A 13,625-nucleotide genomic window follows, 5' to 3' on the forward strand; every position below is an offset into this window, starting at 1 on the left:
TATGCGGTTTGTTCAGGAAGCCATACTCCCGTTAGCCGCCTTTTCCGATTTGCCATCGACCTGCTCAAGCGGCAACAACAAAATCATCGAAGTACCTATACCATTGACTCCTCTTGAAATCCGCACACTTCCCCCCAATACTTCAGTGGTCAAATGATGCACTATATGCAGGCCAAGCCCGGTGCCGCCGCTATTGCGCTTGGTGGTATAAAAGGGATCAAACACTCGCTGACAATCCTGCTCTTCAATCCCTACACCATTATCCATCACACAGATCTCAACCTTATGCTGAAGTTTACGGGCACAGATATGGATCTCTCCCCGCTCAGTATCTTCAAAAGCATGTATGAGTGCATTGTGCACCAAATTCTGAAGTACCTGACCCAAAGGTCCGGGATAACTGTGCATATGGATATCCGAGGGAATATCAGTGGTCAGCTTATGATGACTGTGCTTCCACTGACCATGATTCAGCGCCAGAATGTCCGTCACCAACTCATGCAACCAAAAGGCTTGCCGGTCAGCATTAGCTCTGTCGGCAGCTACCTGACGAAACTGTTGAATGAGTAGCGCCGAGCGTTTGAGGTTGCGTTCAGCCAGGGTCAAACCTTCCTCCTGGTATTGAATAAATTCCTCCAGTTGCGAGCGTTTGATAGTACCGTTGTGATAATCCCGCATGAGTTCACCTAGCCTGTCATTCAGTGCGGTGACACACAGCATTGCCGCACCAATAGGTGTATTGAGTTCGTGAGCTACCCCGGCCACCATCAACCCCAAGGATGATAATTTCTCGGTACGAACCAACTCCTGCTGCGATGTCTTCAACTGAGCCAACGTCATTGCCAGCGCCGCGTTACTTTGCTGTAACTCATGAGCCTTGTCTTCCAAACGCAGGTTGGAGCGCGCTAAAAACGCCCCCAGCAAAGTCATGCATAAAAAAACTACTGCACCAACACCGGCATAAAGCCGTTGTAGTCTAGCTTGAATGAGCAGTGGCTGTTCATCATGAGATAGGGCGTAAAGCATAGGGACCTTGCTGTCACCATTCAGTATTGGCGCCACACGGGAGAAAGTCCACATCCCGGTTTCATCGATGAACTGCCCCTGTGGTTCCTCTTGTATACGCCGCCAAACTTCAGGATGAATAACTGCCAGACGCTGTTCAGGAGCGTCGAACATAAAGCCCCACTCTCTGTGACCCAAAGTTGACAGCAACCAATAGCCTTCAGCGTTCAACAACATAGTCTTACCGGATTGGCGCAAACGTTCGAGTAAACCACTGCCATCCAGATTCAATAGTGCCAGCCCGAGTGCCTTGCCGTTGCTGTCCATTACCTTGGTAGCAGCACGTAAGGTAGGTCGATAGGGGATCTCTATTTTACCGGCTTCGATATTGAGATCAAAAGGAGAATAATAAACCGCCCCCGAAGCCAAGCGCTTGGCCTCAATGACATAATAACGCAATGATTTATCCTGTAATGCATCAGCAGCGACAACTCGCCTTTGATTATCTATATAGTCAACCCTCACCCGCTCAACGCCGGAATTTCCAATCCAGCGCACTTGCATATAGCTGGGATAGGCGCTGCTGAAGTCAACAAATAGACGCTGCAATAGTTCCAGCTGTTCAGTCTCACCGAGCCTGTTATCTGCTAATACCGATGCGGTCATCTGTGATAGTAAACTGACGTCCTGATGAACTCTGGTAAGTGTAGCGCTGAGTACCAGAGTATCTCTGTCTACCAACTCCTGCTGGGCATAACGCACCTGATCTATCTGCCATTGGGAGGCATAGTGATACATAAGCCAGCTACCCAGTGGCACCAGTAACCACCAGGGCAGCAAATAACTCACCCAAGTCAGCCAAGAATTTCGCCTTGTTCGTCCTGAAGATACGCCCTCAGAGTTCAGCGGTGCCATTAAAGCTTGTTCGGGCAACTCTATCGACATTAGCAAGATTCCATTCAGCGATTATTGAGCCACTGCAATAACTCATCCAATGGCATGGCCTTTCCATACAACCATCCTTGACCTATGTGGCAACCATGTTCTCTGAGCCAATTAGCCTGGCTGTGAGTCTCAACCCCTTCGGCAACAACCGAAATATTCAGTCGCCTTCCCAGTTCAATAATCATTGATGCCAGGAAGCGACTACGTTCATCTTCATCCAACCTGGCGACAAAAGTCATATCAATCTTCAGGTGATCGGCCGGCAGTTGCAGCAAATATTCGAGTGATGAAAGCCCGGTGCCGAAGTCATCTATCGCCACTGTGCCTCCCGAAGTTCGGTGACGCTGGAGAATATTGGCTACCTGTTGAAAAGACTGCATCATAGCGGTTTCAGTGACTTCCAAACACAGCCGGCTCGGCTCTACCCCGGCCAGACGACATTGTTGTTTGAGCCTCTCTAAAACATCCGGCTTATCCAGTTGCCGGGCTGAATAATTGACGCTGATAAGAATGTCGCTAAACCCTGCCAGATCCAGTGCATGCACAGCCTGACAGGACAAAGCAACCACTATGTCGCCTATCCCGTGAATGTAGGACGACTGTTCTGCCAGCGGAATAAAGGTGCCGGGTGGCACCATACCCTCTTCGGTCTGCCAGCGTAATAAAGCCTCAACCCCAACAACCTCACCAGTATTGAGGTCGATCTGTGGCTGATAATGCAACACAAACTCCTGACGTTGAATGGCGCTGTGTAAACGCTGCATCAACTTAAACCTGTGGGCGGCTTGATGTTCAAATTCAGGATCAAACGCCTGTATGCTTCCAGGGCCTCGAGACTTGGCATTCCTCAGCCCTGTTCCGGCTGTTCGTAATAACTCCGCGGGATCCTGCCCACGACTGATAGCCAAAGAGACTTCCGTCATGCAGGCGGTGAGAATATGGCGACTATTATCAATTTCAAAGGGCGCGCCAAACACCTCTTGGGCCCTGTCAATATTGACCTGTTCTTTATGGCCGATAATGGCAAACAGATCCGAGTGCAATCTTCCTATGACTATCGGTTGAGGAAATGCCTCCTGTAACCTTTGAGCCACAGCCTGTAATACCTGATTGCCAAATACACAGCCAAATAAATTGTTAAGCCCGGAAAAATGATCGAGATCCAATAGCAGCAGATTATGGGCATCAGCGCTGGACATAGCCTGCAACCTGGACAATTCACGCAGCAGGGCACTGCGGTTGGGAATTCTCAACAACTCATCCAGATACGCCACTTTATCGAGCCGGCTAATCAAGGCTACATTGCCAAAGCCTTTGGAAACATTGGCCGCAAAAACTTTAAGCAACTCCATCTCTGTATCATCCAGCGTGCGGTTGGTAGCCACATAGATGGCAAACTCAGCCAGTGCTGCCGATTTGGGGAAGAATAGCACCTGGCTTTCATCGGTACTGACAAAACGCTTTTCCCTGAGTGCCTGCTCAACCATGGATTGAATAGTCGGATCCGGCAATTCCCTCAATGCACGATTAATATACTGACGAAAGCGACCACTACAGGCTATGGTTAGGGGTTCGTAGATCTCCCGACCTGAGCTATCCACTGTGTGAGGGCCGCGATTAACACAAACCAAGCCTTCGTCGGCGACATTGATAAGATTAGCAATTTCACTCAAAGTAACCGAGGCTATTTGCGTAAGCGTTCTCAGCCCCAACAAACGATTGCTGGACTCCACAATGAGCTGCAAACCACGACGAGCAGAAGAAATTGTCTTGAGATGATGATAATTACGTACTGCACCTGTGAGTATGTTGCGTATCCCACGGTTGGCGAGCTCTGACTTGAGCACATAATCAGACAAGTCATAGTCCTGCATCACAGATTCGACCGGAGCCATTCCTGGCTGGCCGGTCAAGAGTACAAAACGGGTATCGGATATTCCCAGCAAATCCCGCACGGCTTTGACTAACCTGAGACCGGCATCTTCGGTTTCCATCACGACATCAACCAACACCACAGCAAAGTCGGCATCTTTTCCCAATAGACTGGATGCCTCTGCCATACTGTAGGCTTGTATGAGTTCAAGGGGACGCCCCATCAAGGTCATTTTATTAATGGCAAAACTCAGCGAATTCTGGAATTTGACATCATCATCCACCGCCAAGATACGCCACATGGTATCGCGTTGATGAGTTTCTTCCGGTGATGTTTCAGATGAAAACAGTAAATCATCTAGCATAGTTACTAATCCCTCAGTCACTTTGTCCGCACTTGCTTTAGGACAAAACCCCACAGGAGACCATTTCCCCTGCCCGGTATTCAGCACTGTTTAGCTCTCGGTTTAGTTCTTCCCGAGTGTACAATCCAGCTCATTCGATGCTAAGGCTGTTATAGTTCAATGCGGCATTAAGCCCTTTTCAATACAGTACGCTATGTTTGATTTAAAGTGTAATCCACTTTTGGCTTAGTGCCGGTTAACCATCGGAATAACAGTGTAAATTTTTCATCTGCGGCGCAGGCCTTTGACTCAACAGCTTCAAATGGCTGTCAAACACCCATCAGCTTGTAAACAAAGGAGAAGCAAAGCAACACTCTGAGCGCCTTATCATTTTTTTATTCAACCTACTTTGTTATTCTGCATATTATTTTGAATTTTTAGCCTGGCCTGCGAGTCAATAAAAGCAGCAAAACCCGTTAAATCCCCTCTTTTGTCCAGCCATCCACAAGGAAGTCATATGATCCGCGCATTTACCATGGAAGACATGCCAACTGTATTGAAGATCTGGCTAACAGCCTCTATCGACGCACATCATTTTATTGCCGCAAAATTTTGGCAAGAGCAGTTGAATGACATGCGTCTATTTTATATTCCTGCGGCAGAAAACTATCTCTATCAGCATGGTACCCAAGTGCTTGGCTTCTACTCTCTCTATGAGAACAAGTTGGCGGCGTTATTTGTTAAACCCGAAATGCAAGGGTTAGGGATCGGCGGTAATTTACTTGAACATGCCAGGCAACAAAGAGAGCAACTGACGTTAAACGTCTATTGTGACAACCAAGCCAGTGTCAATTTTTACCGGCACAAGGGCGCTGTAATAATCGGCGAACAAATCTGTCCTCATACAGGTCACAAAGAGTACAAAATGCAACTAACAGGTTTAAAAGGCTTAAGTGCTCACACAAAAAAGAGCTTTTCCCTCGCCATAGCTAAAGGGAGACAGAGTTCAGAAGATAAGGAACATAAACAATGAAAGATCAGCCTAGCAGAGTGCTTCTCTTGGCCGATGTTCAAAACATCTACTACACCACCAGACAAGCTTTCGGGCGAAACCTGGACTACAACCGGCTTTGGTCCAAAGTCACTGATCAGAAACAATTGGTTAGAGCATTTGCCTACGCTATAGATAGAGGTGATAAAAAACAGCGCGAGTTTCAAAATATCCTACGGGCCATTGGCTTTGAGGTGAAGTTGAAGCCCTTTATCCAACGCGCTGATGGTACAGCCAAAGGTGATTGGGATGTGGGAATAACCATAGATGCACTGGAATATGCCGATGCTGTGGACATTGTGGTACTGGTGTCCGGGGACGGTGATTTTGCCTTGTTGGCCGAAAAACTACGTCAAAAAGGCAAACGAGTTGAAATCTATTCCGTTACTGAATTAACCTCGTTGAGCCTACTCAATGCGGCCAGCGACTACTGTCCCATTGACGACGATTTGTGACTCAAATAAAAAAGAGCAAAAAAACGGGCAGATAAATAGCTTGAATATTGGCAGTAAGCTAGAGCTAGTCTCAAGTTGCCGGGCAACTGGACCGTCAGCAAACTGCCAGCAACATCATTCCAAATGATAGCCTGCCTTTGAAACTCATCCTAATAAAAAGCAAGTAGTTAGTTGTCTGGCATGACCCATGGACTGATCACTGCAGGAGCCGAGTCAAATTTCAATACTTCAATTTGACTGATCTCCTCATTACTGAGCTCGTGGCGTTTACCGATCGTTTGATAGCGCCCATCAAGCCAAGCACCATTTTCACTGCCGATAAATTCAATATTAAGACCTGAAATAGGCTTGGCAAAATACTTCATCGGAAATCCTTGCATTTGCTTCAGGGCTTCATTCATTTGATTGCTGATGTTTCTCAGTTCATCGCCACTGTACTCCTGTTTGGGAGTACGAACCCTGAGCTGCATGCCAATGCCGCAGCCTTGCCCCTCTCCTGCCAACTCAAGGTTAATCAAAGCTCTGGCACTCTTGAGTTTTTCATCGAAAGGAATAAACAACCTCTGACTGGCATCAAATGTCAGAGGAAAGCGTTCAGTTTCTGTGCTGATACTGCCATTTTTTAATTGACAGTTTTGAGTTTCAGGAACCGTAAAAGCCAGATCGATAAGCGGATAATTGCCTTTATTCATCACTTTCATCCGCGCGTAAAAGTCGGCATAGTTCAAAGACACCTGACTGGCCATCAAAGAGGGGGACAGCAATAATAGCGTACTAAACAGCAGTTTTTTCGACATGGTTCTCCACCAAATATTCTTCGTTATGACGCAGCATATCCAATAATTCGTCAATGTAGGCTTCCTGGCGTTCTGAATAATTCACCAAGCCGTAAACCAACTTCTCTGCAGTAAGGGGTTCCTGTTGACTACGCAGATCAGCGCGTATGGAACGAAACAAAGAGTAGGCAGCGTTAGAATTGAGATTACGCATATAAGAAGCTACAGAGTCATCGACCGATTTAAATACGGCCACTTCATGGGACATGCCTTCAGAGCGCGACTGCGGAACCAAACCACAACCTTTCTTGAAACACCACTGACCGAAAAAATTGAGTCCTTCACGGGCAAACCGAGAGCTGCCCCAGCCGGTTTCATTGGCTGCCTGGATAAGCACCATAGATTCCGGGATCACATCAACCCGACGCAGTAATTTATTGATGCTGTCGCTATCGATAGCACGCATGGCATATTGATACTTTTCTGCCAGACGCTGAATACGATATTGCTCGGCATCATTGAGCTGATGCTGGTTTTGCAAGTGCTTTTGCACCTGTTCGAGAAATTTACGCTCCTCGGCGATAATGCTATTTTGCTTTTGCACCGCCGGACGCAAGAAGTCAAAAAACGCCTGTTTCTTATCGCTGACATTACCTATGCTGCTGAAATCTGGGATCAAGCTGATACCCAATTGGTTCTTTATCAGTGGCGCTGAAGTCTGCTCGGCGGTTTTCAAACTGGGTATCAGGTACACCCTAAGTGCCAATACTGACAGTATTACCAAAGCCAAAGCCAGGGTAAATGAGCCAAGTTTTCCGGTTTTCAATCAGTCTTTCCTTTTGCCGGTTACCCAAAAGTGAAGGGGAAAATTTCCGCGCATTATATGTCAGATATCACTTTTCACAAAATAGCTCTCTGACTCTTATGCAGCACTGGTGTAGAATGTTCAAGTTAAAAGCGACGGCAAGGATCAGCTATGCAAAGGCAGTTATTCAGTCAATATCAGCAAGTTGTTGCTATTGGTGGAGGCCATGGATTAGGAAGAGTCCTATCATCCCTGGCTTTTCTGGGCGATCGACTAACAGGCATAGTTGCGACCACAGATAACGGTGGCAGCACAGGCAGATTAAGAAACAGTAATGACTGTATCGCCTGGGGCGATCTGCGTAATTGTCTCAGCCAATTGGCGCATAAACCCTCAGTCGGTTCCTTATTGTTCGAGTACAGGTTTGATAGTCAGGATGAACTCTGTGGCCATAACCTGGGCAACCTTATCCTGACTGCGTTGGATCAACTCTGTGTCAGGCCCCTTGAGGCTATAAATCTTATCCGCGGCCTACTTAAAATAGACACCCGCCTATATCCCATGTCTGAACACCCTACCCACTTACTGGCGCTTGACGCCTCAGGGAGCAAAGTGTTCGGTGAGCTGGAAGTCGACAGCATGGCTGAGCGTCCGGTGGCGATGAGTCTTGAACCTATGGTTCGGGCCACAGAGGAAGCGGTAGCGGCGTTGACAGCTGCCGAACTGATAATTTTAAGCCCGGGCAGTTTTCTCACCAGCTTGATGCCACCTTTGTTATTGCCAGAACTGGCAACAGCGATTAAAAGCAGTCAAGCCAGAGTGGTATTTATCGATAATCTGAAACCTGAGGCGTCAGTGGCAGGCGAACTCAGTCTCAATGCCAAACTGGATTGGTGCCAGCAACTAATAGGCCCGGGGCGTATTGATGCTGTGCTGTGTCATGGCCAGCCATATCAGGACGAATTGATTTATCGCTCGCTGCTAGCCGACCCAATCCAGAGTGGCTGCCACGACAGAGACGCCTTGGTCAACGCGCTGGTGCAAGCTCTGCAGCCGAAGAAACTCATTGCCTAAATCAAATTAACGGTTAATGGAGGATAAGTAAAAAGGACAGCCGCAGCTGTCCTTTTTAAGCGTGGATAAAATCCAACAGGCTTAGAGCACCTTGGCTATCGCCTTGCAGATAACGGGCATATTGGTCTTGGTCATCCCGGCAACACTGATACGGCCAGAGCCGACAATGTAGACGCCGAACTCATCTTTAAGCCTGGCAACTTGTTCCTTGTTGAGGCCAGAGAAGCTGAACATACCGTTTTGACGAGAAATGAAGCTGAAGTCGCGATCGACGCCTTCGGCCTTGAGGCTCTCAACGAACAGGGTTCTCATGCTGGCTATGCGCTGGCGCATTTCAGTCAGCTCTTGCTGCCACAGGGCATTCAGTTCACCGTCATTAAGAATAGTGCTGACAATCATGGCGCCATGAGCCGGCGGGTTGGAGTAGTTGGCACGAATGGTGCGCTTAACCTGACTGAAAGCCCGTGCAGCGCACTCACTGTCTTTGGCCACCAGAGTCACGGCACCGATACGCTCATTATAAAGCCCGAAGTTTTTCGAGAAAGAGTTGGCAACCAGCAGCTCAGGCACCATGGCGGCAACGGCTCTGAGCCCTTGAGCATCTTCCTCAATTCCTGTGCCAAAGCCCTGATAGGCAAAGTCAAACAGGGGGACAAGGCCCTTTTCGGCACACAGTTTGGCAACTTGTTGCCATTGATTGATATTCAGATCGATACCGGTCGGGTTGTGGCAACAGCCGTGCAGCAGCACAAGATCCCCCTCACTCGCCTGTTGCAGATCTGTCATCATGGCATCGAAGTCGAGATCATGGGTTTCTGCCTGATAATAGCTGTACTCTTTGATCTCAAGCCCGGCGGTTTCAAAGATGTTCTTATGATTGGCCCAGGTTGGGTTGCTGATCCAGATAGTTTTACTGTCTGTATTGCTAAGGACAAACTCCGCAGCGACCCGCAATGAGCCTGTACCTCCCGGAGCCTGAGCCGTTACTGCCCGGCCAGCGGCGATTATGGCGCTATCTTTACCGAATAGCAGTTGTTGAACCGCTTGGTTATACAGGGCAACCCCTTCGATACCGAGATAGCTCTTGGTCTTTTCCTCTTCGAGCAACTTGGCCTCTGCCAACTTGACCGACTTGAGTACCGGGGTCTGGCCAGCCTCATCCTTATAGATGCCAACACCCAGGTTGACTTTATCCGTGCGGGGATCGGCTTTAAAAGCCTCAGTTAAACCAAGAATGGGATCGGCCGGCGCGGCGGTAATCTGAGAAAAAATCATGACAGCTTTCCTGTAATTGGACATGTAGGGACAAATCGGCTCCATTTATACCATTGTCCTCTCCCAGGTTATAGTCTCCTTGGCAGATTCTGAGTCATTTAATTTATTACTTGAAGGATATTCACTCAAAAACCGGATTTACCATGGATATGATAAGAAAATAGCTAGCTGATTGAGTGGAAGCTGCAGTAACACCAACTTAGAACCATAATCAAAAACTGTAACCTCTGTAATCCAGTCCCTGTAGTGGTCGAGTTGAATTGGTCATTATCAATCTAGGTGGGAAAATATGCTGGGACTGCCCCGTAGCTAGGGCTATAAACCCAGCAATCCCCCCTGAAATCTCCCCAAACAACACCAAACGAATAACAATCATCAAAACTGAGATACGAAAAAGCCCGCCTGTTTACACAAGCGGGCCTCTCTGAATATGGCAAAGGAGCAGGGATTTCAACCCTGCATGACGGCGCGAGAAAGCCAGCAATCCGCTAACCGCCTATACCAGGCTAATCGCTATCATCAAAACTGAGATGCGAAAAAGCCCGCCTGCTTACACAAGCGGGCCTCTCTGAATATGGCAAAGGAGCAGGGATTTGAACCCTGCATGACGGCGCTATAAACCCAGCAATCCGCTAACCGCCTATACCAGGCTATACCAGGCTAATCGCTATCATCAAAACTGAGATGCGAAAAAGCCCGCCTGTTTACACAAGCGGGCCTCTCTGAATATGGCAAAGGAGCAGGGATTTGAACCCTGCATGACGGCGCTATAAACCCAGCAATCCGCTAACCGCCTATACCAGGCTATACCAGGCTAATCGCTATCATCAAAACTGAGATGCGAAAAAGCCCGCCTGTTTACACAAGCGGGCTTCTCTGAATATGGCGGAGGAGCAGGGATTTGAACCCTGGATGGGCTATAAACCCATGCCGGTTTTCAAGACCGGTGCATTCAACCACTCTGCCACCCCTCCGGAACGGCGCAAATATTATAAGCTCACTAAGCCGTTGTAAACCCTTATTTCTAAAAATATGTTCATATGTCTAAATCTCAGCCATCCTAAGGATTCAAACAACGCTCAGAGCGAACAATAAAAGCTGCTGCAGAATGGAGATTTACCATGCCGCTCCGCCGCCCCTGTGGTAAAATCAGCTTATCTTTAAATGACTTTGAGCCACAATGAAGCCTAGCTTGATCCCGGCCGGGGCCCTTACCCCTCAATACTCCAATCTGCAGCTTCCCACATCGAGCCAACTGACAGATCTATTACTTGGACAGGAAAGAGTCATAGAGGCCTTTGGTCTGCTGCAAGCCTTATCAGGTCAACAGCTCTTCCTGGCAGATTTCCAGGGTATCCACCGCACTTGGCTATTTAAAGCCCTGAGCGCCCAGAGCAAGATGCCGATGCAATACTTGAGCGGTCGCATTACCCGGGCACAGCTACTCGGCCATCAGGATAGCCAGCAAAAAAGGCAACCGGGTGCCCTCACAACGCCAGGCTTACTCTTTATCTGCGCCGAATCCCTGTGGAAACGTGAGCCTTTATGGGAGCTATTATTGGATGCCATTGAAAAAGGTGGTTTCGAGCTTCAAGGGCAATGGCAGCCACTGCAAGCCAAAGTCGTATTAGTGGGCTCGAGTCTGCTCTACAGCGAACTCAGGTACCACGAACGCAGATTCAGCGAGTTATTTGCCCTGCTTGGCGAACTGGTATTTGAAGTAGACCTGCAAAAAGTTGCTATCAATGACTACGTTGCTTGGTTGGCAGAACTGGCAAAACTCAGCCATTGTCAGTTGACGGAGTCGGCCTTACTGCCGCTGCTCAGATACAGTAGTCGCCTGACAGAGCATCAACATCGCTTGAGCCTCGCCAGCGCAGATTTGGCACAAGTGTTCGCTGAAGCTACTTTTTACAGCAAAGGACAAGCGCTGGATGCCAACGCCATTGAACATGCCTTGGCACAACGCCAACAACGACACAACGCCCAAGAGCAGCAGTCGGCACAAAATCTTGATGACGCCTTCATCTATTTGCCAACTGAAGGCGCTATGGTGGGGCAAATTAACGGCCTGACTGTAATAGAGACCTTGGATTATTGCTATGGCGAACCGGCCAGGATCACGGCGTCAGTGCACTATGGCGATGGTGAAGTCGCCGATATTGAACGGAAATCAGAGTTGGCGGGTAATATCCACGCCAAGGGAATGATGATCCTGTCCGCCTGTCTCTATCGGGTATTTGGCCGCGATGCACCCTTGCACCTCAATGCCAATATCGTATTTGAGCAATCCTATCAGGAAATTGATGGTGACAGCGCCTCTCTCGCCGAATACTGCAGCCTGATCTCGGCAATAACCGAACAGCCGATAGATCAAGGGCTGGCGGTGACCGGCGCACTGGATCAGTTTGGCAATGTACAGGCGATTGGTGGCGTCAATGAGAAGATTGAGGGCTTCTTCAAACTCTGCGCCAGGCGCGGCCTGACCGGCAACCAGGGAGTGATTATGCCCAAGTCCAATGTGCAGCAACTCAACCTGGCACCCGATGTTATAGCAGCAGTAGAACAAGGATTATTCCAGCTCTATGAAATCACTCATGTAGACCAAGCCGTCACTCTGCTGATGGGGATAAAAGCCGGGGAAGCCGACGAGGATAACAACTTCCCAGAGGACACTCTCTACGGCATGGTACAACAACGACTGGACAGATTGGCAGGAAATCTTGATGAAGAACCAGGCTATTTTGCGAGGTTACTGGCAAGATTGCCATTTTTTAATCAATAACTAGCTGATCGGAGTTGTTTAGCTTACACCTGTTCGCTAATCTTGGCGGCACTTGAAGAAGGATGTGGTAACAACAATGACTAAAGCAAACAGTTTCAACAAAGAAGAACTTATCGCCTGTGGCCATGGTGAGATATTTGGCAAGAACTCCCCTCGCCTCCCCGTGGATAATATGTTGATGATCGACCGAGTTGTCACCATCAACGATAACGGCGGCACCTTCGGTAAAGGTGAAATTGTTGCAGAGCTGGATATCAACCCGGATCTCTGGTTCTTTGGCTGTCACTTTGTTGATGATCCTGTTATGCCTGGTTGCCTGGGACTGGATGCCATGTGGCAACTGGTTGGCTTTTTCCTGGCCTGGGAAGGTGCTGTCGGTAAAGGCCGCGCGCTGGGGGTTGGTGAGGTTAAATTTACCGGTCAGGTGCTGCCCGGCGCCAAGAAGGTAACCTATAGACTGAATATCAAGCGCACCATACACCGTAAGCTGGTGATGGGCATTGCCGATGCAACTTTGGAAGTAGATGGCCGCGAGATCTACTCGGCCATGGATCTGAAAGTAGGTGTGTTCAGCGATACTTCCACCTTCTAAAGCAAAGAATTCAAACAACAAGGTCGGCAATTGCCGACCTTGTTGTTTCAGAGAAGCATAAAAAATGCCCTCTTCGGGGAGGGCAATCTTGCTGAATTACTTATTGAACAGGCCGCTTATCCGGCCTTCTACCCCTTCGCGCCAACCTCCTAGCCACTGGGAGCGAGAATCAAGATTCGAATAAGGACAAAGCTCCTTGGAGCGGCCGCCGACACCGGCTTGGAATCCCTTCGAAAAGGCTCGGTCTAAACGATCTCGTTTTTGTCTCTTCATGCAAGCGTCCTCTGTACTATTTTACATAGAAGCATCAGCTTCACTTGCTATGAATAGAACTTTTCAACGCCGAGATCAATCAAAAAATCGTCAATTATAACGAAGAAATTTTAAACTATTGAGATCCTGATTAAAAAAAATCACCGCCCTTTCAGTGCCGATCTCAAAGACTTAAACCAAGCTTAAATTTTGTTCATCACAGATTAGTGTGGACTGGAAATGAAGACGGTTGGAGAGTGATTGTTTAGTCACCAAACAAAAACCTAATGACGCTTTACCTGCTCAGGGAGCAACTCAAGGAAATGTGGTACTGCACAGATAAAGCTGAAGCCATAGCTCAATGGCCCTTCAGCTGGCAATAAGTCAAAAAGAG

The 13,625-nt window shown here is 48.3% G+C and carries 11 protein-coding genes and 1 tRNA gene; 5 read left to right on the top strand and 7 right to left on the bottom strand.

The genetic code is table 11. From position 1 onward, the window contains the following. Positions 1-12: 12 nt before the first annotated feature. Together WKR14_RS11210 and WKR14_RS11215 are read right to left on the bottom strand one after the other, a co-directional pair. Entirely contained in the window at positions 13-1,854 is a 1,842-nt protein-coding gene (locus tag WKR14_RS11210; RefSeq protein WP_339086142.1) for a sensor histidine kinase, read from the bottom strand. A 110-nt stretch (positions 1,855-1,964) separates the two neighbouring features. Next, a complete protein-coding gene (locus WKR14_RS11215; RefSeq protein WP_339086144.1) occupies positions 1,965-4,187 on the bottom strand; it encodes a GGDEF/EAL domain-containing response regulator in 2,223 nt (740 codons plus the stop codon). 496 nt (positions 4,188-4,683) lie between these two features. On the opposite strand from WKR14_RS11215, the gene WKR14_RS11220 reads away from it, so the two are divergent. Both WKR14_RS11220 and WKR14_RS11225 read left to right on the top strand, forming a co-directional pair. After that, the gene (locus tag WKR14_RS11220) at positions 4,684-5,199 is read left to right on the top strand and encodes a GNAT family N-acetyltransferase (protein WP_165565021.1); all 516 of its coding nucleotides are present in this window, start codon (positions 4,684-4,686) and stop codon (positions 5,197-5,199) included. Then, positions 5,196-5,672 (top strand): NYN domain-containing protein, encoded by a 477-nt coding sequence (locus WKR14_RS11225; RefSeq protein ID WP_339086147.1) that lies wholly within the window; start codon positions 5,196-5,198, stop codon positions 5,670-5,672. Before WKR14_RS11220 ends, WKR14_RS11225 begins: the two co-directional genes overlap by 4 nt. A gap of 167 nt (positions 5,673-5,839) precedes the next feature. Here WKR14_RS11225 and WKR14_RS11230 read toward each other — a convergent pair whose 3' ends face one another. Next, positions 5,840-6,469 (bottom strand): DUF2987 domain-containing protein, encoded by a 630-nt coding sequence (locus tag WKR14_RS11230; RefSeq protein ID WP_101056280.1) that lies wholly within the window; start codon positions 6,467-6,469, stop codon positions 5,840-5,842. Beyond that, complete coding sequence (locus tag WKR14_RS11235; protein ID WP_101056279.1) at positions 6,447-7,274, bottom strand: glucosaminidase domain-containing protein; 828 nt, start codon at positions 7,272-7,274, stop codon at positions 6,447-6,449. Before WKR14_RS11235 ends, WKR14_RS11230 begins: the two co-directional genes overlap by 23 nt. Before the next feature lie 150 nt (positions 7,275-7,424). Here WKR14_RS11235 and yvcK point away from each other — a divergent pair, with 150 nt between their 5' ends. Beyond that, positions 7,425-8,327 carry a uridine diphosphate-N-acetylglucosamine-binding protein YvcK gene (gene yvcK / locus WKR14_RS11240; RefSeq protein WP_101056278.1) on the top strand — a complete coding sequence of 301 codons (903 nt, stop codon included), beginning with the start codon at positions 7,425-7,427 and terminating at the stop codon, positions 8,325-8,327. Positions 8,328-8,408: 81 nt separating this feature from the next. On the opposite strand, the gene WKR14_RS11245 is transcribed toward yvcK, so the two are convergent. Next, positions 8,409-9,602: an amino acid aminotransferase gene (locus tag WKR14_RS11245; protein ID WP_101056277.1), complete on the bottom strand. Its 1,194-nt coding sequence runs from the start codon at positions 9,600-9,602 to the stop codon at positions 8,409-8,411. A gap of 883 nt (positions 9,603-10,485) precedes the next feature. After that, a tRNA-Ser gene (locus WKR14_RS11250) sits at positions 10,486-10,576 on the bottom strand. 206 nt (positions 10,577-10,782) lie between these two features. Here WKR14_RS11250 and WKR14_RS11255 point away from each other — a divergent pair. Further along, positions 10,783-12,387, top strand: coding sequence for a Lon-insertion domain-containing protein (locus WKR14_RS11255; RefSeq protein WP_339086152.1), 1,605 nt, complete (start codon positions 10,783-10,785; stop codon positions 12,385-12,387). Between the two features lie 76 nt (positions 12,388-12,463). Next, the gene (gene fabA / locus WKR14_RS11260; protein WP_339086154.1) at positions 12,464-12,979 is read left to right on the top strand and encodes a bifunctional 3-hydroxydecanoyl-ACP dehydratase/trans-2-decenoyl-ACP isomerase; all 516 of its coding nucleotides are present in this window, start codon (positions 12,464-12,466) and stop codon (positions 12,977-12,979) included. A gap of 96 nt (positions 12,980-13,075) precedes the next feature. Here the strand turns inward: fabA and rmf are convergent, their stop codons facing one another. Beyond that, complete coding sequence (gene rmf, locus WKR14_RS11265) at positions 13,076-13,252, bottom strand: ribosome modulation factor (protein WP_101056952.1); 177 nt, start codon at positions 13,250-13,252, stop codon at positions 13,076-13,078. Between the last annotated feature and the right edge of the window lie 373 nt (positions 13,253-13,625).

The sequence above is a fragment of the Shewanella chilikensis genome, assembly GCF_037953065.1.
Taxonomy (GTDB): Bacteria; Pseudomonadota; Gammaproteobacteria; order Enterobacterales; family Shewanellaceae; genus Shewanella; species Shewanella chilikensis.